Here is a 21897-nt window from a genome sequence, read left to right as displayed (position 1 = left end):
GCGCGCCGCGATCCGTGGAGGCAAGGCGTTATGGTTTCTCCGGCGGCGCGGCGCGCTGCGTGTCGCTTGCCGGTGGCAGGCGGACCGAACCGTCGGTGTCTGGAACGGACGGGGATTCATCGGCGCCCGGCCCTTCCGGCGCGTCGGGGGCGTCGCCGGCGCCCGAGCCGCCCAGGTCCTTGCCCCGGCCGATTGCCTCGTTGACCCTCTCGACGGCCAGCCCGGTGACGTCGATAATGTCCGCGCTCATGAATATCGTGCGCTTGTCCACGATCACGGCGGCGCCCGCCTCTTGCATGATGCGCTGCAATATCGGGCCCGCCGCATTCAGAAATTTCCGACGCGCGGCATCGCCCCGCTCGCTCAGCTTGCGCGCCTTGGCTTGCTGCTCGTTGCGGATACGCTGCACCTTGGTGTCGAAGGCATCCGCCAGGTCGCGGAATTCCTCGGGCGACATCTGCGGGCGTTTTTCGGTAAGCGCCTGTTCCTCTGCGGCCAACTCGCCCTCGATACGGCGGTTTTCGGCCTCAAGCGCGCGACTGTCTTCGATCAGCTGCTCTTCGAACGCCTGTCCGAACTGCGAGCGGGTGAACAGGGCATCGGGATCGATCGCCAGGACCGGGCTGCGCACGACCTGATCGTCTTGCGCGCGGGCGCTGGTGGCGGGCGCCACCAGCAGCGCTGCAACCAGCAGCGCGCCGCATACGCGCAAGGCCCACATCAGAACCGGGTCGAGATCGTCAGATCAAAGGTTTGCTCGCGGTCCTTCGCCTCTTTCTGCAGGGCGTTGGAGAAGTTGAAGCGCAGCGGGCCGACGGGCGTTTTCCAGAAGACCGACACACCGGCGACATGGCGCAGCGAGAAATCCTCGTAGAGGACGTTTGAGTTGGTCGCGTCCAGATCCCAGGCCGAGCCGACATCGTAGAACACGCCGCCGGTGATCCCGTATTCACTGGGCAAACCGAGGGGGAATTCCGCCTCGAAACTGGCGACGGCATAGGCATTGCCGCCCAAGGCGTCGTCGGTGGATCCAACGACCTCACGCGGCCCGATGCCGTCGGGCTCGAACCCGCGCATTTTCGATCCGCCGATCAGGTAGCGGTCGGTCACGCGGCTGTTGCCGCTGGTGTAGTTGATCGCGCCGCCTTCGAGCGAGGCGCGCAGCGTCACTTCTTCGTTCCAGACGCGGGTTTGCGCGACCACCTTGCCCGAGCTGCGCAGGTAAGTGGTATCGCCGCCGAGGCCCGCGAACTCCTGCCCGAACTCAAGCAGAACGCCTGCATTGGGGTTCAGACCGGTGCGCCGCGTGTCGTAGCTCAGCGAATAGCCGACCGCGCTGGAGATTTGTTCCCCGGTGGCGGCCTCTGCCGCGATGATCGCTCCGCCGGAGGTGTAATCGAAAATATCGACCGACTCCGCCTTATAGTACAGGCTCAGGCGGGAATTGTCGCTGATCGGGAAGCTGATGCCGGGCTGAAAACGGATCACGGTGGTGTCATAGTCAGCAAAATCGTTGTCCGTCTCACGATACGACACGTCCAGATCGAACCGCAGGTCGCGGCCAAGGAAGGCCGGCTCGGAAAAGCCGAGCGCATAGACCTTGTCCGAATCCGCGCCCGAGAACGACAGGTTCAGCCGTTGACCGCGGCCCATGAAGTTCTCTTCCTTGAAGTTGAGAAGCAGGGAAAAGCCGCCGCTGGTGCCGTAGGCGCCGCCGAAGCTAAGCGAGCCGGTCGGCTTTTCCTCGACATCGACATTGACGATTACCTGATCGGGGCGCGAGCCTTCGCGGGCGTTCACTTCGGCCATCTCGAAGAAGCCGAGCGCGCGGATACGCTCCGCGCTTTCGCGAATCTGGCGCGGGTTGAACGGGTCGCCCTCGACCACGCGGAATTGCCGCCGGATCACCCGGTCGAGCGTGGTCGTGTTGCCCTCGATATCGATGCGTTCGACGAACACGCGCGGCCCGCGCGTCAGCATGAATTCGACATCCAGCGTCAATTCGCGATCATTGCGGGTGATGCGCGGCTCGACCCGGACGAAATTGTGCCCCTGGCGAATGGCCAGCCGTTCCATCCGGGCGATGGTCGTGTCCACGTGGCTGGGCGAATAGATCACGCCGGGGCGCATCTTGACCACGTCCTGGTAGTCATCCGCGTTCACGCGCTGCAGATCGGTCGTGGTGGTAATATCGCCAAAGCGGAACTGCTGCCCTTCCTGGATGTTGAAGGTGATGAAATAGCCATCGCGCTCGCGCGTCAGTTCGGCGTTCACCGAGGTGATGCGGAAATCGACATAGCCGCGCGACTGGTAGAAATCGTTGAGCACCTGCTTGTCGAACTCGATCCGATCCTCGACCAGCGTATCGCGTTTGATCAGGGCGCGCAAAATGCCCGCCTGCTTGGTCTCAAGCACGCGGCGCAGGCGATAATCGGAATAGGCGCGGTTGCCGACGAAACCGATACGCTCGATCTCGACCAGGCCGCCTTCGAAAATCTCGAACACCAGGTCGACGCGATTGTCGGACCGGCGAATGATCCGCGGCGTCACCTTGGCGGCAAGGCGGCCTTGCTGGCTGTAGGCTTCGGCGATGCGGGCGGCGTCGCTTTCGGCCTGTGTGGGGTTGAACACGCGGCGCGACTTGGATTGCACCATCTCGCCAAGCGCGTCGTCCTTGAGGCGGCGATTGCCCTCAAAGCTGATGCGGTTGATTGTCGGGTATTCCTTTACCGAGATAACCAGGGTGTTGCCGCGCGGGTCGACGCTGACCTCTTCGAACAGGCCACTTCCCTGGATGCGCTGATAGGCGGCGTTCATCTGGGCCGCCGAAACCGTTTCGCCGCGGGCGATTCCCGCGTAATTCAGGATTGTTTGCGCCTCGATCCGCTGGTTTCCCTCGATCCGGACCGCGTCAAAGCGGTAGGATTGCGCGTTGGCAACCTGCGCGAGAACCAGAAAAACAAGTGAAAACAGCAAGAAATAGAAAGCGCGGATACCCGCCAAAGGATTTGCGCATCTTGTGAGGGCGACGCCCTGCACGCGATTCTTATCGGTCATCGTTCAACCCCGTCAGACATCCCAGTCATCTTCTGAGTAATGATAATACCCTGCCTTGTCAAAACAGCAAAACGCCCATTCCGAATTCGGAATGGGCGCTGTTGCCGATCAGGGAGAGAAAACCTTAGAAAGCGTGCAGATGCGCACCCAACGCAAGGGACCCGGCCAGCACCAGAAGTGCCAGTACGCGATCCCAGTTCAGGGCCACCAGCAGGCCAAGCCCGCGTGTTCCCGCTTGGATGGTATGCATCGTCTGCGTCCTTCTTCACCAACGTCGTACAGATCAACCCTAGCGGGAGAATGTGGCAAGATTTGGACTGTTCAGGGCAGCGGGCGATTCAAATTGATCAGGGGCACAGCACGTCGTTGCTGAGCGCGAACAGCATCACCGACAGGATCAGTGCAAGCCCCACGGCCATCAGCACCCGCAAGGCCTGGTCGCTTGGCGGTTTGCCGACGACGGCCTCGTAGGCGTAGAAAACCAGGTGTCCGCCATCCAGCACCGGAATCGGGAACAGGTTCAGCAGCCCCACCGCGGCCGACAGGACCCCCACGAAGTAGATGAAACTTATTGCGCCCTGGCTGGCCATCTGGCCAGACACCTCGGCGATGCCGATGGGGCCGGACATGTTGCAGCTGCTGATCGCGCCGGTGATCATGTGGTAGAGGCCCGAAACCGAGCCGACGATGATCTCCCACAGGGTGGCGACACCGCCAATCAGGGCCTCGACCGGGCCGGGGGATTCGGTGGCCGGGTCAAAGAACATGCCGCCGAGGATGCCGATGCGCCAATTCGTCTCGAACCCGCCGCTGCCGGTCGGCTCGTCCACGCGGCGCGGCGCCAGCGTCAGTTGCAGCGTCTCACCATCGCGCCAGACATCCAGAAGCAGGGCCGCCCCCTCGGCCGCCAAGACCCGGTCCTTGAGCTGATCAAAGGCGACGATCGGCGCGCCGTCGACCGCCGTGATCACATCGCCCGCCTTTAGGCCGGCGTTATACGCGGCCGATTGTGGCGAAAGTTGCTGCACCATCGGCGGCATGATGAACGGCCCCTGAACGCGCGTCTCGCGCCCGTCGCGGCGCACGGTGTAGTCCAGCAACGCCTGTTTCGGCAGGTCCTCGATCACCTCCTGCCCCGCCTCGCCGGAGATGTCGGAGATGGCGTGCCCCTCGACCGTCAACAGGGTATCGCCGGGGCGGATGTCATGCGCCACGGGCATCGGGTGCACCGAACCCACGGTCAGCGGCTCGACCGGGACACCGCGCGTCAGGCCGATGGCGGTGAAAATGGCGACCGCCAACACGAAGTTGAACACCGGCCCCGCCGCGACGGTTGCCGTGCGCGCCCAGAGCGGCGCGCCGTGCATGGTATGGCGCTGCTCTTCCTCGGACAGGGATGCGACCACCTCGCCGTCCTTGCCGCTGGCCGCGTCAGAATCGCCGAGGAACTTCACGTAGCCGCCGAAGGGCAGCAGGGCCACCTGCCACCGCGTGCCGTGTTTGTCCATGCGCGACCACAGGACGGGACCGAAGCCAAGGCTGAACACCTCGGAGCGGATGCCGGACCAGCGGGCAATGATGTAATGGCCATATTCGTGCACCGCCACGATCACCGAAAGGGCAATGACGAAAGCCACGATCGTCCAGATCAAGCCGCCGATTTCAGGAATGAATGTAATTGGGTCCACGCGTAATCGTCCTGTTTTCCGTTATGTTTTATGAATGCGGTGCCGCTGCGTCCATCATCACCTGATCGGCGGTAACCCGTGCGACATGGTCTGCCCGGGCGACCGTATCAAGTGAGAACCCGGCATCAATAAGACCATTGTCGGGATAAATTCGGGAAAGCACCTCTTCGACGGTGTCCGCCATTTGCAGGAAACCGATCCGGCCCGCAAGGAACCCGTCAAGCGCGCGTTCCTTTGCCGCGTTGAACACGGCGCCGGCCAATCCGCCGCGTGCCATCACCTCACCCGCGAGGCGAAGCGCGGGGAAACGGGCGTGATCGGGGGCCTCGAATGTCAGGGAGCCGACCTGCGCCAGATCCAGCCGCGCCACCGGCAGCGCGGCCCTATCGGGCCAGTTGAGGGCGTAGCCGATCGCGTGGCGCATGTCGTGCGGGCCAATATGGGCCATCAGCGCCCCGTCGCGAAAGCCCACAAGCGCGTGCACCAGCGACTCGGGATGCACCAGCACCTCGATATCTTGCGGCGAGATTCCGAAAAACTCTTTGGTTTCAATGACCTCCAGCGCCTTATTAAACAACGAGGCGCTGTCGATGGTGATCCTTTGCCCCATGGCCCAGTTCGGATGCGCCGACGCCTGCGCCACCGTCGCGGTGGCAAGGCGGCTGCGGGGCCAGTCGCGAAACGGGCCGCCCGAGGCGGTGATGATGATCCGCTCGACCGCGGCCATGTCTTCGCCGACGAGAGCCTGGAATACCGCCGAATGTTCGCTATCGACCGGCATGATGCGGGCGCCGTGCTTGCGCGCGGTCTCGATCACCAGCGGCCCGGCGGTAACCAGCGATTCCTTGTTGGCCAGGGCCAGCGTGCCACCCTGCTCAAGCGCCTTGAGGCCCGGCGCGAGGCCAGCCGCGCCGACTATCGCCGACATGGTCCAGTCCGCCGGGCGGCTGGCCGCGTCGATCAGGGCCGCCTGCCCGGCTGCCGCCTCGACCCCGCTGCCGGCAAGGGCGGCGCGCAGATCGTCCAGCAGATCGTCATGCGCGGTCACGGCCAGTTGGGCGCGGAATTTGCGCGCGTCGCTGGCCAGTTGCGCGATGTTGCGCCCGCCGGTCAGGGCGACCACGTCAAAGCGGGCGGGGTCGCGCGCGACCAAATCCAGCGTGTTCTGCCCGATCGATCCCGTCGCGCCAAGTACCGTGATCCGGGTCATGACACCCCCGGCGGAAAGCCCGCTACGACACCGATCAGCAACACGATCAGCGCCGCGCCGATCATGCCATCGAACCTGTCGAGAAAACCGCCATGGCCGGGGATGAGGGCCGAGCTATCCTTGACGCCCGCGCGCCGTTTGATCGCGCTTTCGGCGATATCGCCGGCTTGCGAGGCGGCCGACAAAAGCACGCTGAGCGCGGTTAGCGCGCCGATGCCCGCCGCATTCCCGGCCCAAACCGCGAGGCCCGCGCCAAGCACTGCCGCCGCCGCCCATCCGGCCAGTGTGCCCGACCATGTCTTCTTGGGGCTGACGCGCGGCCAGACGCGGGGACCGCCAAGCGCCTTGCCCGCGAAATAGCCCGCGATGTCGGTCACCACGACAACGCCGATCAGCCACCCCATCCAAAGCGGCCCGGCCTGCAGGCGCAGCATGATCATGCCCAGGCCCGCCAGCAGGATCATCGCCGCATAGCCCAGCCATATGGCGCGGCGCCCTGCCCCCGCCTGCCCCGCGCCGACGAGGACGACCGCGGCGATGGCAGGAAGTGTGAAAAAGCCCGACACAAAGGCCGATGCCATCAGAACAACACCGCCCAGAATAGCGATCTGGATCGACGCGCTTGCGGGGGTCGGGGCGCACATGCGCATCAATTCCCATAGCATCAGCGCCGTAACCACCGCGATCATCGCGTGAAAGACCAGGCCGCCCCACCAAAGGGCAAGCCCGCCGATGGCCACCATCGCCGCGCCGGATGCGACGCGCGGCGCAAGATCATCCCATGATGCGCGCGTGCTCATGCCTTCACGGCCCCAAATCGCCGGTCGCGGCCTGCGTAGCTGCCGACAAGGCGGGCAAACTCCTGCGCGCTGAAATCGGGCCACAGCGTGTCGATGAATTCGTATTCCGCATAGGCCGACTGCCATAGCAGGAAGTTGGAAATCCGCGCCTCGCCGCTGGTGCGGATCACCAGGTCGGGATCGGGCAGGACGCAGGTATCGAGGTAGCGAGGAAGCGTTTCCTCGTCCACGCTGCGCGGATCGAGGTTGCCGGCCGCGACATCCTGCGCAAGGCGGCGCGTCGCGCGGGCCACCTCGTCGCGGGAGCCGTAGTTGAGCGCGATGGTCAGGTGCACGCGGTCGTTTTCGGCGGTCATCAGTTCCAGATCGTCCATCAGCGCGACCAGCTTGTCATCAAGACGCAGCCGGTCGCCGATGAACCGCACGCGCACGCCCTTTTTGAACAGCTCGCGCGCCTCGCGCGTGATGTAGCGGCGAAACAGGGTCATCAAGCCCGATACCTCGGCCTGCGTGCGCTTCCAGTTTTCGGTCGAGAAGGCAAAGATCGTCAGGTACTTGACGCCCAGATCGGGGCAAGCCTCGACAACCTCGCGCACCCGGCGCGCGCCCGCGTGGTGCCCAAACAGGCGCGGACGGCCGCGCTTCGTCGCCCAGCGACCATTGCCATCCATGATGATGGCGACGTGGCGCGGCCCGCCGCCCGCCTGGGCCGCACTATCGTTTGCTGGTCTTGTCATTGCGGGCATGACTTCCGCCCCCTGTCAGTTTCGGGATGGGCGTATTCAAACCTGCATGATCTCGGATTGCTTCGTCTCAAGGGACTCGTCGACCACGCCGATATACTTGTCGGTCAGCTCCTGCACCGCGTTTTCCCAGAACTTCTGATCGTCCTCGGACATGCCGTCGCCCTTGGCCTTCTTGATCTGGTCCATGCCATCGCGGCGAACGTTGCGGATGGCGACGCGGGCGTGTTCGGCGTATTGCGATGCGACCTTGCTCAGCTCCTTGCGGCGCTCCTCGTTCAGTTCGGGAATCGGCAGCATGATGATCGTGCCGTTAAGCTGCGGGTTGATGCCAAGGCCGCTTTCGCGGATTGCCTTCTCGACCTTGTTCACAAGCGACTTGTCCCAGACGTTGACGGTAACCATGCGCGGCTCGGGCACGTTGACGGTGCCGACCTGGTTGATCGGGGTCCGCTGGCCATACGCCTCGACCATGACCGGCTCCAGCATGGAGGCCGACGCCCGCCCTGTGCGCAGCGAGGCAAACTCGGTCCGCAAGGAGGCAATGGCCCCTTCCATGCGGCGTTCCAGATCGTCGGTATCGATTTCAATTTCGTCTGACATTTTCTTGCTCTTTCCTTCGTGTGCCACGCGCCCGTTCGGCAAGCCTAGCCCTAGCTGTGCACGGTTGTATAGGTTCCGTGCCCGGCAAGGATACCCCGGAATCCGCCCGGCTCATCGAGCGAGAACACGATGATGGGCAGGTTGTTGTCGCGCGCCAGTGCGATCGCGCTGGCATCCATCACGCCAAGGTGCTGCGCCAGCACCTCGTCATAGCTGACCCGATCGAAGCGGCGCGCGTTCGGGTTGCTGCCCGGGTCGCTGTCATAGACGCCGTCGACCTTGGTGCCCTTGAAGATCGCCTCGCAGTTCATCTCGTTGGCGCGCAGCGTTGCCGCGGTGTCGGTCGTGAAATACGGATTGCCGGTGCCGGCGGCGAAGATGCAGACGCGCTTTTTCTCAAGGTGCCGCACCGCGCGGCGGCGGATATATGGCTCGGCGACCTCGTCCATGCGGATGGCACTGATCACGCGGGTGTGAATGTCCAGCGCCTCCAGCGCACTTTGCATTGCCAGCGCGTTCATCACGGTGGCCAGCATGCCCATGTAATCGGCGGTCGTGCGCTCCATCCCCTGGGCGGAGCCCTGCAGCCCGCGAAAGATGTTGCCGCCGCCGATCACCATGCAGATCTCGACGCCCATTTCGTGCACCGATTGCACCTCGCGGGCGATCCGCTGCACGGTTGGCGGGTGCAACCCGTACCCTTGATCCCCCATCAGCGCCTCGCCGGATATCTTTAGCATCACGCGGCCGAACTTGGTCTGCCGTGGGGTCGGGTCGTCGTCCATGGGCGGGCTCCGTATGGATTGAATGGTTGGGCGCAAAATGTCGCAAAACCCCGCCATGTTCAATGACCGATGGCCCCCGCGCGCAAAAACCCGGTGCAATGACCTTAAATCCCGCGCGCGCACCGTCTATGTTGCACGTATGAGCACCCTGCCCCCCCTGCCAGACGGCGTTGACGACAATCGGCCCGTCCTGATCGCCGGCCCGACCGCGTCGGGCAAATCGGCGCTGGCGATGCGTATCGCGCAGGCGCATGGCGGCATGGTGGTGAATGCCGACGCGATCCAGGTCTATGACAACTGGCGCATCCTGACGGCGCGCCCGTCGCCGCAGGATGAAGCGCGCGTTGCGCACCGCCTATATGGGCATATCCCGCGCGAGGGCGCTTATTCCGTGGGGCATTGGCTACGGGAGGTGGCGCCGCTGTTGCGGGGCAAGGGGCAAGAGCGACCGATTATCGTCGGGGGGACAGGGCTTTATTTCTCGGCGCTGACCGAAGGGCTGGCCGAGATACCGGCGATTCCGCAAAATGTCCGCGCCGATGCTGATGCCCGCATGCGGGAGGCAGGCGCGGAGGCCCTGCTTTGGGAGGTGGACGCGCGCACCCGTGAGCGGATCGACACGCAAAACCCCGTCCGGATACAGCGCGCCTGGGAGGTGTTGCAGGCCACGGGTCGGGGGCTGTCCGATTGGCAGGACGACACGCCGCCGCCGCTCTTGCCGCTGCAGGCCTGCACGCCGATCCTTGTGCATGCCGACAAGGAGTGGCTCAACGCGCGAATCGCGCGGCGCTTTGACAAGATGCTGGACGAGGGCGCGATCGACGAGGCGCGCGAGAACCTAGACGATTGGGTGCCTTCGCGCCCCTCAAGCAAGGCGATCGGCGCGCCGGAGCTGATCAGCTACCTGCGCGGCAAGATGACGCTTGAGGCGGCGCGCGAGGCCGTGACCATCGCCACGCGCCAATTTGCCAAGCGTCAGCGGAATTGGTTCCGCGGCCGGATGCGAAACTGGCGGATTTTCGCGGTCGAATCGCACTGACCGCCCCTCCCGGTTTACAATTTTCAACATTTCGCCGCAGTTTCGGGGCAACCTACCGCGAATCCTTGACCACACACGCCACACTCAAAAGGGGGCGCCTTGAACGCTTCGTACGTTGTACCGCGCATTTCCATTCAGTCCATCGCGCAACTGGCGAAGGGCAGCAGCTGGCGTTTGGGGCTTCAGCATGTGCACGAATCCGATCTGCTGTTGTGGGTGACCAAGGGCCAGGGCCTTGCCGTGGTGCAAGGCGTGCGCAAAGGCGTCGGCATCCATAATGCGCTGTTCATTCCGGCGGGGCACCTGTTTTCGCTGGATCTGGGCAAGCAGGGCTTTGGTCTGGCGATACAGCTGCCGGCGCGCTCGGGCATTGGCCTGCCGGACGAAGCGCAGCACCTGAGGGTGCGCGACGTGCATGCCCAAGCAGAAATCACCAGCATCGTGGAGGACATGCAACGCGAGCAGGCGGGCAATCGCCCGTTCTCGGATGAATGCGTAATGGCTGACGCGATCCGCTTGTCGGTCTGGCTCAGGCGCCAGATGATCGAGATGGGCGACGCGGACGAGCGATCCGCGGGCAGCGAGGCGGCGAAAAGGCTGTCGCAGGCGTTTTGTGCGCTGGTCGCGCGGGATTTCAGCACCGGCAAGCCGATGGCCGATTACGCCACCGACCTGGGGGTCACGCCAACGCACCTGACGCGGTCGTGCCGCGAGGCGTCGGGCATGACGGCCTCGGAAATCCTGACGCAATGCACGCTTCATGCCGCGCGGGAGTTGATCGAGACCAGCGACCACCCCCTTCAAAACATCGGGCAGGCGCTTGGGTTCGGCAGCGCCGCCTATTTCTCGCGCTTCGTGCAGCACCAGACGGGGCACCCCCCCAGTGCGCTGCGCCGCAATGCGCGGCCCTGATCGCCGATATCTCCCGATACGGTCAGGACAAATCGCCCTGCCCCGCAAATGTTTCTTGCGAAACGCGCCCATGTCGTTTTTGAATGGGATTGATGTCGCTTTTGGGAGTGGAAATGCCGAAAGCGCACGTTGACGGGAGGGATAATCTAGTGCCGAATGCACTTTGGGTACGGTCAGGCCCCCGTTTCCACACGTGGGCAGGCGCCTCAGACGCGCAGCGAAGAAGAATTAGACCGACCGATACATGTGTCACAGGGAGATGACGATGACGCACCAGCAACATACAGCGAAAATTCATAGCGCCGCGCGTATGCACGCAGAGGAATTCAAGGCCGGCAAACTCGACCGCCGCGAATTCCTGGCCCGGGCCACCGCGCTTGGCGTTAGCGCAGCCACAGCCTATAGCCTGGGCGGGCTGTCGGCCCCCGTGCAAGCGCAGGAAACCCCGCCGATGGGCGGCACTTTGCGCTGTCAGATGAGCCTGCGCGCGCTCAAGGATACGCGCACCGCCGACTGGTCCGAGATTGCCAACGTCACGCGCGGCACCCTCGAATACCTGGTGGAATATAACAACGACGGCTCAATTCGCGGCATGTTGCTTGAGAGCTGGGACGTGAACGAGGACGCCACCGAATATACGCTGAACGTGCGCCAGGGCGTGAAGTGGAACAACGGTGACGACTTCACCGCCGAAGACGTGGCGCGCAACATCACGCGCTGGTGCGAGAAGGATGTCGAGGGCAACTCGATGGCCGCGCGTGTGTCCAGCCTGATCGACGAGGAAACCGGCAAGGCCCGCGACGGCGCGATCACCGTCGTGGACGACCACACCGTCAAGCTGACGCTGCCGAAATCCGATATCTCGATCATACCGGGCTTTGCCGATTACCCGGCGGCGGTTGTTCACAGCTCCTACAACCCCGACGAGATCCAGAACGTGGGCACCGGCCCCTACCTGATCGAGCGGCACGAGGTCGGCGTTGGCAGCACCCTTGTGCGCAACGAGGATCACACCTGGTGGGGCACCGATGTCTATGGCGGTCCCTACCTGGACCGGATCGAATACATCGATTTCGGCACCGACGCCGCGGCATGGCTGGCGGCGATCGAATCCGAGGAAGTGCACATGCTGCATGAATCGGTGGGCGAATTCATCGACATCATGGATGGGCTTGGCCTGAAGAAATCCGAAGTCGTCACCGGCGCTACCATCGTGATCCGGCCCAACCAGCTGGCCGAGGTCAACGGCATGAAACCCTACGCCGACAAGCGCGTGCGCAAGGCCGTGCAGATGGCCGTCAACAACGCCGTGTGCCTTGAGCTGGGCTATGGTGGGCGGGGCGTTCCCGCGGCCAACCACCACGCGGCGCCGGTACACCCGGAATATGCGGATATCGGGCCGTCAAAATACGATCCCGAGGCCGCGATGGCCCTGATCGAAGAGGCCGGAATGGCCGATTTCGAGCATGACATCGTGTCGATCGACGACGACTGGCGCAAGAACACCACCGATGCCGTGGCCGCGCAGATGCGCGACGCCGGCATGAAGGTCAAGCGCACGATCCTGCCCGGCTCGACCTTCTGGAACGACTGGACGAAATACCCGTTCAGCTCGACCAACTGGAACCACCGGCCGCTGGCGGTGCAGATCTGGGCGCTGGCGTATCGTTCGGGTGAGGCGTGGAACGAATTTGGCTGGTCCAACGAAGAGTTCGACGAGCTGTTGGGCGAGGCGCTGTCGATCGCAGATGCCGATGAGCGTTCCAAGATCGCGGCCAAGCTCGAGGCGATGATCCAGGAAGAGGGCGTCACGATTCAGCCCTACTGGCGCTCGCTCTATCGGCACATGACCGAGAACGTCATGGGGGCCGATCAGCACATCACGTTCGAGCATCACCACTACAAGTGGGGCATTGCCTGATCGTTGCACGTTCCAGGGCCGCGCCGCGAAGGCGCGGCCCTTTTTCGCTGGCCACAGCAGCAACAGTGGCTGCCAATAAGACAATAATTCGCGCGGAGCCGTCCACCGGCGAACCGCGGCCTGGCGACTGACAGGGGCACAAACATGGGACTGTTCATATTGCGGCGGTTGGGCGTGATGATCTTCACGGCGCTTTGCCTGACCTTCATCGTCTTTTTCCTGACCAACCTTTACCCGAACCTTGAAAAACTGGCCAAGACCCAAGGCAACTTCCGCATGAGCGACGAGCAGGTGGAAAGCTACCTTGCACGCAACGGCCATATGCAACCTCTGCCGATCAAGTACGGTCAGTGGCTGGGCGTGCTGCCCGGCTGGACCGTCGAGGTCGAAGACGGCATGCGCGGGCGATGTGTGACGGGCACGGTGACATCCGAAGAATTGGCCGCGGCGCCGACATTTTGCGGCGTGATCCAAGGCGATTGGGGCGCCTCGACAGTGTTCCGCAGCGAGGTGTCGTCGATCGTCAGTGAACGATTGGGGCTGACCGGGATCCTGATGTTCTGGGTTATCGTGCTGATGGTGCCCTCGGCGCTGGCGCTGGGGGTGCTGGCGGGGATGCGCGAGGGCACGCGCACCGACCGGACGCTATCGACATTCGCCATCACCACCACGGCGACGCCGGAATACGTCTCGGGCGTGATCCTGATCGCGGTGTTCGCCTCGTCCACGATGGGGCTGCGATGGTTCAAGGGTACGGCTACAAGCGCCATGGAGAACCCGACTTTCGAGAACTTCTTTCTGCCGGTGCTGACCATCGCGCTTTACGGGATGGGGTATATCGCGCGGATGACGCGCGCCTCGATGGCCGAGGTGATGACCGCGCAATATATCCGCACCGCGCGCCTCAAGGGGGTGACGTTTTCCAATATCGTGATGCGCCACGCACTGCGCAACGCCCTGATCGCGCCGTTCACCGTGATCATGCTGCAGTTTCCTTGGCTTCTGAACGGTGTGGTAATCGTCGAGACCCTGTTCAACTACAAGGGCTTCGGTTGGACCCTGGTGCAGGCGGCAAGCAATAATGACATCGAGTTGCTGCTTGGGGTGTCGGTCGTGTCGGTGTTCGTGGTGCTGGTGACGCAGCTGATCTCGGATATCGGCTATGTCTATCTCAACCCGCGCATCAGCGTATCCTAAGGGAGGACAGGGACCATGGAAGCATTGAGTTGGGGTGAAATCATCGCCCGTATCCTGATCCAGTTCATTCCCGTCTGGATTGCCCTGATCGTGACCTTCGCGGTGTCGATCACGTTCAAGCGGCGGCTGGGGCTTTATGGCAAGCTGTTCGATTCCACCATCGGCATGGCCGGCTTTGCCCTCGTGATGTTCTGGGTGTTCACCGGGATACTCGGCGGGGCGTTCGATCTGATCATCACGCATAATGTTCTGGAACAAAGCGGCGCAATGAAGAACAAGCTGCCGGGCACGCCCTACACCAAGATGATCGGCGACGTGGCCGAGGGCACCTATCCCTATTACCTGCTGGGCGGCGACAACCTTGGCCGCGACGTGTTCTCGCGCATGGTCGTCGGGTCGTGGGAAGTGATGAAGATCGCGCCCTTTGCCACGCTGTTTGCATTCATGGTGGGCATCACGCTTGGCCTGCCGGCGGGGTATTATGGCACCAAGCTGGACACGGTCCTGTCGTTCCTGGCGAACCTGATCCTGGCGTTCCCGGTGATCTTGCTGTTTTACCTGTTGGTGACGCCCGAGATCGTCGCGACGGGCATACCTGTCTACATGGCCGGGGTGTTGTTCATCTTTCCGATCCTGTTCCTGGTGGTGCTGTTCAACTCGCGGTTCTTCACCCAGCCGCCCAAGCGCAACATCTACGTGGCCATCACAGTGCTGATCGGCGGGTGGCTTTACCTTGGCATCGCGTGGAACGCGGACCCGTTGGGCGTGATCGGGTTCCCGCCGAACCTTCTGGTGGTGTTCGTGGCGGTGGTGTTTGTCAACTCGCCCACGGTGTTCCGGATCGTGCGCGGCCTGACCATGGATATCAAATCGCGCGATTATGTCGCCGCCGCGCAGACCCGCGGCGAGGGGCCGTGGTACATCATGCTATGGGAGATCCTGCCCAACGTGCGCGGGCCGCTGATCGTCGATTTCTGCCTGCGCATCGGCTATACCACGATCCTTTTGGGAACGTTGGGCTTCTTCGGACTGGGCCTGAGCCCCGAAAGCCCGGACTGGGGCAGCACCATCAACGAGGGGCGCAAGCTGTTGTCGATCTACCCGCACCCGGCGCTGCCGCCGGCGCTGTCGTTGTTGAGCCTTGTTCTGGGGCTGAACCTGCTGGCGGACGGGCTGCGCGAGGAATCCTTGCGGGATTGACGGCCGGGACCGGCGGGGGGCCCTGCCCCCCGTACCCCCCGGAGTATTTTTGGCAAGATGAAGACAGGGGCGCGCAAAGCGTCCGACAGGGAGACAAAAATGGCAAACCCGGATTATGAAGGCCCGATCCTCGAGATCGACCGACTGTCGATTTCGTTTTTCACGCGGTTGCAGGAAATCCCGGCGGTCATGGATTTCTCGGTCTCGGTGCAACCCGGCGAGGCCGTGGGGCTTGTAGGCGAGTCCGGGTGCGGCAAATCCACGGTCGCACTTGGGGTGATGCAGGATCTGGGCGTCAATGGCCGGATCGTGGGGGGCACCATCAAGTTCAAGGGGCGCGACCTGTCGCAAATGTCGCAGGCCGAGTTGCGGCACATTCGCGGCAACGAGATCGCGATGATCTACCAGGAGCCGATGGCGTCGCTGAACCCGGCGATGCGGATCGGAAAGCAGCTTATGGAAGTGCCGATGATCCACGAGGGCATTTCCAAAGACGAGGCGCGAAAGCGCGCGCTACAGGTGATCAGCGACGTGAAGCTGCCCGATCCCGAGCGTATCCTGCGGGCGTTTCCTCACCAGCTATCGGGCGGGCAGCAACAGCGGATCGTGATCGCGATGGCGCTGATGTCGAAGCCGGCGCTACTGATCCTGGACGAGCCGACGACGGCGCTGGATGTCACGGTGGAGGCGTCGATCGTGGAGCTGGTCAAAGACCTGGGCAAGAAATACGGCACCTCGATGTTGTTCATCTCGCATAACCTGGGGCTGGTTCTGGAGACCTGCGACCGAATTTGCGTGATGTATTCCGGCGAGGCGGTGGAGCGCGGCGCGATCGAGACCGTGTTCAACAAGATGCGCCACCCCTACACGCAGGCACTGTTCCGGTCGATCCCCCTGCCCGGCGCGGACAAGAACGCGCGGCCGCTGGTGGCAATCCCGGGCAACTTCCCGCTGCCGCATGAGCGGCCGCCGGGCTGTAATTTCGGGCCGCGCTGCGACTATTTCCAGGAAGGGCTGTGCGACCAGGGGCACATATTCATGGACCCGGTGGACGAGGCCGGCGCGCATGAAAGCCGCTGCCTGCGGTTCAAGGAGATCGATTGGGACGCGCCGCTGCAGGCAAGCGTGGCAAAGGAGACGGCCGAGCCCGGCGAGGTCGTGCTGTCGATGGACAACCTGCGCAAATATTACGAGGTGGCGGCCAACGCCCTGTTTGGCGGCGGCGAGAAGAAGGTCGTCAAGGCGAACGAGACGCTCAGCTTTGAGGCGCGCGAAAGCGAGACGCTGGCCATCGTGGGCGAATCCGGTTGCGGCAAGTCCACATTTGCCAAGGTTCTCATGGGGTTGGAGACAGCGACGGGCGGCAAGATATTCCTCGATAACCGCGAGATACAGGACATCGCCATTCAGGACCGCGACACCAAGACGGTGTCGGACATCCAGATGGTGTTTCAAAACCCGTTCGATACGCTCAACCCGTCGATGACAGTCGGCCGGCAGATCATGCGGGCGCTGGAGATTTTCGGCGTCGGCAAGTCCGAGGCCGATCGCCGCGAGCGGATGCTGGCGCTGCTGGACCTGGTCAAGCTGCCGCGCGCCTTTGCAACCCGGATGCCCCGGCAGCTGTCGGGCGGGCAGAAACAGCGCGTCGGGATCGCGCGCGCATTCGCCGGTGATGCACGGATCGTGGTCGCGGACGAGCCTGTTTCGGCGCTTGACGTGTCGGTGCAGGCAGCGGTGACGGACTTGCTGATGGAGATCCAGCGCGAGCACAAGACGACGCTGCTGTTCATCAGTCACGACCTGAGCATCGTGCGCTATCTTAGCGACCGGGTGATGGTGATGTACCTCGGCCATGTGGTCGAGTTGGGCACCACGGACCAGGTGTTCTCGCCGCCTTATCACCCTTATACCGAGGCGCTGCTGTCGGCGGTGCCGATCGCCGACACGCATGTCGAGAAGAAGCATATCGTGCTGGAGGGGGATATTCCGTCGGCGATGAACCCGCCGTCGGGCTGCCCGTTCCAGACGCGCTGTGGCTGGAAGGACAAGGTGCCCGGGAACCTGTGCGAAACGGACGTGCCGCCGCTTCGGGACATGGGGGATGGGCACCAGATCAAGTGCCACCTGGCCGACGCGATGCTGGAGCGGATGGAGCCGGTGATCAAGATCGCCGCCGAGTGATTCATCGATCGCGTTGAGCGCAAAGAAAAGGGGGGCGCCCGCGGGCGCCCCCAGTTTTGCTGATCAGGCTCATCGTTTGACCGCTCGGTTTCTGCCTGCGGCCTGATCGGCCCGGGGCGAGCGCACCCGCCCCGTGTCCGGTTTGCGTTCAGCTACACCCGCTCGTACCTCCGCAGGTGTTGCATTTCATGCAGGTGCCGTTGCGCACCAGCGTGTAGTTGCCGCACTCGCCGCAGGCCTCGCCCTCAAAGCCTTGCATCTTGGCCTTTGTGCGTGCGTCGACGCGGGGGCTGACGGTTGAGGTCGTGGTGGTCGATTGGCTGGCTACCGCGCGCAGCTCTGACGTGGTGGTGGTGCGGTCAAGCGTTTGCACCCCCTCGCCCGCCAGGGCCGTTTCGCCGCTCTGGCCGCCGTTGAGCACCATCAACTCGTGCGGCAAGCGCTTGCGCAGGTAGCCGGTCGAGCTGATCTGCTTGAGCACCTCGAGCGAGCGGGTCGCCGCCGTATCGCTGATCTCAGCGACATTGCTGACGCCTTCTTCCTCGCCGCGGCCAAGATCGTCGAACGACGCGCCCTCGGGCTTTACATGGGCCAGATCGGTGCGATCGAGGTAGCTGACCGCCAGTTCGCGGAAGATGTAATCGAGGATCGAGGTTGCGTTCTTGATGCTGTCATTGCCCTGCACCATGCCCGCAGGCTCGAACTTGGTGAAGGTGAAGGCATCGACGAATTCCTCCAGCGGCACGCCGTATTGCAGGCCCACCGAAACCGCGATGGCAAAGTTGTTCATCATCGCGCGGAAGCCGGCGCCTTCCTTGTGCATGTCGATGAAGATCTCGCCAAGCTGGCCATCCTCGTACTCGCCGGTGCGCAGGTACACCTTGTGGCCGCCGACGACCGCTTTCTGGGTGTATCCCTTGCGCCGCTCGGGCAGTTTCTCGCGTCCGCGCGCCACTTCGCGCACGACCACCTTTTCGACGATCTTTTCGGCCAGAACGGCGGCTTTTTCCTGATGGCTGCCGGTTTCCAGGACCTCTGCCGCCTCGTCGTCATCCTCGACCAGCGCCGATGCCAGCGGCTGGCTCAGCTTGGAGCCGTCGCGGTAGAGCGCGTTCGCCTTGACGCCCAGCGACCAGCTTAGCTCATACGCGCGCTGACAGTCGCGGATGGTGGCGTCGTTGGGCATGTTGATCGTCTTCGAGATCGCCCCCGAGATGAAGCTTTGCGCCGCCGCCATCATGTAGATGTGGCTATCCACGCTGAGGAACCGCTTGCCCTTCTTGCCGCAGGGGTTGGCGCAATCGAAGATGTGGTAGTGCTTTTCGCTCAGGTGCGGCGCGCCTTCCAGGGTCATGGTGCCGCAGACGTGATCGTTGGCCGCCTCGATATCGGCGCGGCTAAAGCCGAGGTGCCGCAGCAGGTCAAAGCCCGGATCGGTGAGCTTTTCCTCCGGAATGCCCAACACGTTGGTGCAGAACTCGGCCCCAAGGGTCCACTGGTTGAACACGAAGCGGATATCAAAGGCCGAGGCCAGCGATGCTTCGATCTTCTCCAGCTCGGTCGGGCCGAAGCCCTTGGCGATCAGCGAGGTGGTGTTGATCCCCGGCGCGTTGCCGATGCTGCCGTGACCGACGGCATAGGATACGATTTCCTCGATCTGGGCAGGGCCATAGCCCAGCTTTTCCAGGGCCGCGGGAACCGATTGGTTGATGATCTTGAAGTAGCCGCCGCCGGCCAGTTTCTTGAACTTCACAAGCGCGAAATCGGGTTCAATCCCGGTGGTGTCGCAATCCATCACCAGCCCGATCGTGCCGGTGGGGGCAATCACGGACACCTGCGCGTTGCGGTATCCGTGCGCCTCGCCAAGGCGCAGGGCCTCGTCCCAGCTTGACTTGGCAAGCTCAATCAGCCGCGCATCGGGGCAGTTGCCATGATCCAGCGCGACCGGCTTGACCGCCAGATCCTCATAGCCTTCTGTCGCGCCATAGGCGGCGGTGCGGTGGTTGCGGATGACCCGCAGCATATGCGCGGCGTTGCGCTGGTATCCATCGAACGCGCCCAGTTCGCCCGCCATTTCGGCGCTTGTGGCATAGGACACGCCCGTCATGATCGCCGTCAGCGCGCCCGCCATCGAGCGGCCCTCGTCGCTGTCATAGCCAAGCCCCATGTTCATCAGCAGTCCGCCGATATTGGCGTAGCCAAGGCCAAGCGTGCGGAAGTCGAACGAGCGCTGCGCGATCTCTCTTGAGGGGAACTGCGCCATCATCACGCTGATTTCCAGGGTCACGGTCCACAGACGGGTGGCGTGCATGTATTCCTCGGCGCGGAACTCTCCGTCCTTGTAGAACTTGAGCAGGTTCATCGACGCCAGATTGCAGGCGGTATCGTCCAGGAACATGTATTCCGAGCACGGGTTCGAGCCGCGGATCGCCCCGTCTTCGGGGCAGGTGTGCCACGCGTTGACCGTGTCGTGATACTGAATTCCCGGATCGGCGCAGGCCCATGCGGCGTGGCCGATATCCTCCCACAGATCGCGCGCCTTGACGGTCTTGGCGACGCTGCCATCGGTGCGGCGGATCAACTCCCAGTTGCTGTCGTCCTCGACCGCCTTGAGGAAGGCGTCGGTCACGCGGATCGAGTTGTTGGAGTTCTGCCCTGACACGCTTGCATAGGCCTCGGAATCCCAATCGGTGTCATAGGTGGGGAACTCGATCCCCGCATAGCCCTGGCGCGCGTAATCCAACACCCGCTTGACGTAAGTTTCAGGGATGCAAGCCTTTTTGGCGCCGCGAATGGCGGTTTTGAGCTGCGCGTTGCTGGCCGGATCGACGGCGTCCTCGGTGCTGCCGTCCCATGCGCGGATGGCGCCGAAGATGGCGTTCAGCTTTTCCTCGTGCATCTTCGATCCGGCGACGATGCTGGCGACCTTCTGCTCTTCGCGCACCTTCCAGTTGATGAATTCCTCGATATCGGGGTGGTCGGCGTCGCAGATCACCATCTTGGCGGCGCGGCGGGTGGTGCCGCCCGACTTGATCGAGCCGGCGGCGCGGTCGCCGATCTTGAGAAAGCCCATCAGGCCGCTGGACTTGCCCCCGCCCGAGAGCGCCTCGCCCTCGCCGCGCAGACTGCTGAAGTTGGTGCCGGTGCCCGAGCCGTACTTGAACAGGCGCGCCTCGCGTACCCACAGGTCCATGATGCCGCCATCGCTAACCAGGTCGTCCTTGACTGATTGGATGAAGCAGGCATGCGGCTGCGGATGCTCGTAGGCGCTGGTGGACTTGGTCAGCTTGCCGGTCTTGTAATCGACATAGAAGTGCCCCTGCCCCGGCCCATCGATGCCATAGGCCCAATGCAACCCGGTGTTGAACCACTGCGGGCTGTTGGGGGCGCCCATCTGCGCGGCAAGAACGTGGCGCATTTCGTCATAATACGCGCGGGCGTCTTCCTCGGTGGTGAAATATCCACCCTTCCAGCCCCAGTAGGCCCATGCCCCGGCCAGGCGGTCGAACACCTGCTTGGCGCTGGTCTCGCCGATGCGGCGCTCGGCCTTGGGCAGGTCCTCCAGCGCCTTTTCATCGGCGACCGAGCGCCACAGGAACTCGGGCACGCCCTTTTCCCGCACGCGCTTGAGGCGGGCGGGCACACCGGCTTTGCGGAAATACTTCTGCGCCAGAACGTCCGACGCCACCTGGCTCCAGCCGCCGGGAACCTCGACGTCGTCGAGGCGGAAAACGATCGATCCATCGGGGTTACGAATCTCCGACGCGGTGGTGACGAAATCCAGCCCTTCGTAAACGTCCTGCCCTGCCGTTGTGAATTGTCTCTCGATTTTCATTGTCACTGCCCCGTTCTGATCAGCTCTGCCATATACCGCGGCCCACACCGGCCGCCTGTCCCGTGATCGGACAATAGGGACAAACCCTCCTCGGTGCTGCCCTGCTTGCAAGGTGCACGCGCCCGACGTTTACCGGCCGGTGTCGTGGTTTGTTTTTGTCCGAGCCGGCTCATGACTACTATATGTAGTAGTGAATTTTGCCGGTCTACATAATCTGGCTCAAAGCCGCCGATCTAGCAATGGATTTTTTCACCAATTCCACACCAATTTTCAGTTGACTGATTTCCGCGCGACCAGAGGTGATTCATTCCGCGCGCGGGCCTGTTTCCCGCAGACAAGAGGTTAACGGGCAGCCGGCGCTGAAAGCCTTTGCAACCATGGGAGTTAGCCACAGAAGCTAAGCGATCACTGCAACCATGACGGTAGTGCTTGTTCGCAGTGCGGAAAAGCAGGATGCTAACGCCACAATGTAGGCGTCATGCGAAGGTTTGGTAAAATTGCAACGAAATGTGGTGCCGGTCTGATCATGTGGCACCGAATCTCGTCCCCATCACGCACGGGCGAGTCGGGACAGCATTTGGTGGAAGGAAATGGTCGGGGCGGCGAGATTCGAACTCACGACCCCCTGTACCCAAAACAGGTGCGCTACCAGACTGCGCCACGCCCCGAACCGGGGATGGGTCTAAACCGCCCGCGCGGGTTTGAAAAGGGTATTGCGTGCCC

At 63.2% G+C, this 21897-nt stretch carries 16 protein-coding genes and 1 tRNA gene; 6 read left to right on the top strand and 11 right to left on the bottom strand.

Going from position 1 to position 21897, the window contains the following annotated elements; translation table 11 throughout:
- Window positions 1–28: 28 nt before the first annotated feature.
- From G568_RS18635 to pyrH, 9 genes are all read right to left on the bottom strand, one after another.
- A complete protein-coding gene (locus G568_RS18635) occupies window positions 29–721 on the bottom strand; it encodes an OmpH/Skp family outer membrane protein (RefSeq protein ID WP_051202905.1) in 693 nt (230 codons plus the stop codon).
- Window positions 721–3057, bottom strand: a complete 2337-nt coding sequence (bamA, locus tag G568_RS0109740; protein ID WP_026757850.1) for an outer membrane protein assembly factor BamA — start codon at window positions 3055–3057, stop codon at window positions 721–723. Before bamA ends, G568_RS18635 begins: the two co-directional genes overlap by 1 nt.
- A 124-nt stretch (window positions 3058–3181) precedes the next feature.
- Entirely contained in the window at window positions 3182–3307 is a 126-nt protein-coding gene (locus G568_RS20810; protein ID WP_273250078.1) for a hypothetical protein, read from the bottom strand.
- Window positions 3308–3404: 97 nt separating this feature from the next.
- Window positions 3405–4745 carry an RIP metalloprotease RseP gene (gene rseP, locus G568_RS0109730; protein ID WP_026757849.1) on the bottom strand — a complete coding sequence of 447 codons (1341 nt, stop codon included), beginning with the start codon at window positions 4743–4745 and terminating at the stop codon, window positions 3405–3407.
- Window positions 4746–4773: 28 nt separating this feature from the next.
- Window positions 4774–5955 carry a 1-deoxy-D-xylulose-5-phosphate reductoisomerase gene (gene dxr / locus G568_RS0109725; protein ID WP_026757848.1) on the bottom strand — a complete coding sequence of 394 codons (1182 nt, stop codon included), beginning with the start codon at window positions 5953–5955 and terminating at the stop codon, window positions 4774–4776.
- A complete protein-coding gene (locus tag G568_RS0109720) occupies window positions 5952–6755 on the bottom strand; it encodes a phosphatidate cytidylyltransferase (protein ID WP_026757847.1) in 804 nt (267 codons plus the stop codon). The genes dxr and G568_RS0109720 overlap by 4 nt, the downstream gene beginning before the upstream one ends.
- Complete coding sequence (uppS, locus tag G568_RS0109715) at window positions 6752–7492, bottom strand: polyprenyl diphosphate synthase (RefSeq protein WP_026757846.1); 741 nt, start codon at window positions 7490–7492, stop codon at window positions 6752–6754. Before uppS ends, G568_RS0109720 begins: the two co-directional genes overlap by 4 nt.
- A 45-nt stretch (window positions 7493–7537) precedes the next feature.
- Window positions 7538–8101, bottom strand: coding sequence for a ribosome recycling factor (gene frr, locus G568_RS0109710; protein WP_026757845.1), 564 nt, complete (start codon window positions 8099–8101; stop codon window positions 7538–7540).
- Window positions 8102–8151: 50 nt separating this feature from the next.
- Complete coding sequence (gene pyrH / locus G568_RS0109705) at window positions 8152–8886, bottom strand: UMP kinase (protein ID WP_026757844.1); 735 nt, start codon at window positions 8884–8886, stop codon at window positions 8152–8154.
- Window positions 8887–9025: 139 nt separating this feature from the next.
- Between pyrH and miaA the strand changes: the two genes are divergently transcribed.
- The 6 genes from miaA to G568_RS0109675 all read left to right on the top strand — a co-directional run bounded on the left by miaA (window position 9026) and on the right by G568_RS0109675 (window position 17339).
- A complete protein-coding gene (gene miaA / locus G568_RS0109700; protein WP_026757843.1) occupies window positions 9026–9925 on the top strand; it encodes a tRNA (adenosine(37)-N6)-dimethylallyltransferase MiaA in 900 nt (299 codons plus the stop codon).
- Window positions 9926–10024: 99 nt separating this feature from the next.
- Window positions 10025–10837, top strand: a complete 813-nt coding sequence (locus tag G568_RS0109695) for an AraC family transcriptional regulator (protein ID WP_026757842.1) — start codon at window positions 10025–10027, stop codon at window positions 10835–10837.
- Window positions 10838–11102: 265 nt separating this feature from the next.
- On the top strand, window positions 11103–12758 hold the full coding sequence (locus G568_RS0109690) for an ABC transporter substrate-binding protein (protein ID WP_026757841.1): 1656 nt from the start codon (window positions 11103–11105) through the stop codon (window positions 12756–12758).
- Between the two features lie 144 nt (window positions 12759–12902).
- The gene (locus G568_RS0109685) at window positions 12903–13955 is read left to right on the top strand and encodes an ABC transporter permease (protein ID WP_026757840.1); all 1053 of its coding nucleotides are present in this window, start codon (window positions 12903–12905) and stop codon (window positions 13953–13955) included.
- A gap of 15 nt (window positions 13956–13970) precedes the next feature.
- Entirely contained in the window at window positions 13971–15155 is a 1185-nt protein-coding gene (locus G568_RS0109680; protein ID WP_026757839.1) for an ABC transporter permease, read from the top strand.
- Between the two features lie 99 nt (window positions 15156–15254).
- On the top strand, window positions 15255–17339 hold the full coding sequence (locus G568_RS0109675) for a dipeptide ABC transporter ATP-binding protein (RefSeq protein ID WP_026757838.1): 2085 nt from the start codon (window positions 15255–15257) through the stop codon (window positions 17337–17339).
- A gap of 148 nt (window positions 17340–17487) precedes the next feature.
- Here the strand turns inward: G568_RS0109675 and G568_RS0109670 are convergent, their stop codons facing one another.
- On the bottom strand, window positions 17488–21174 hold the full coding sequence (locus G568_RS0109670; protein ID WP_026757837.1) for a vitamin B12-dependent ribonucleotide reductase: 3687 nt from the start codon (window positions 21172–21174) through the stop codon (window positions 17488–17490).
- 591 nt (window positions 21175–21765) lie between these two features.
- A tRNA-Pro gene (locus G568_RS0109665) sits at window positions 21766–21842 on the bottom strand.
- Between the last annotated feature and the right edge of the window lie 55 nt (window positions 21843–21897).

Source organism: Sediminimonas qiaohouensis DSM 21189 (assembly GCF_000423645.1).
GTDB lineage: Bacteria > Pseudomonadota > Alphaproteobacteria > Rhodobacterales > Rhodobacteraceae > Sediminimonas > Sediminimonas qiaohouensis.
The sequence above is the reverse complement of the archived record's forward strand: the minus strand, read 5'-3'. Positions and strand labels throughout refer to the sequence as shown.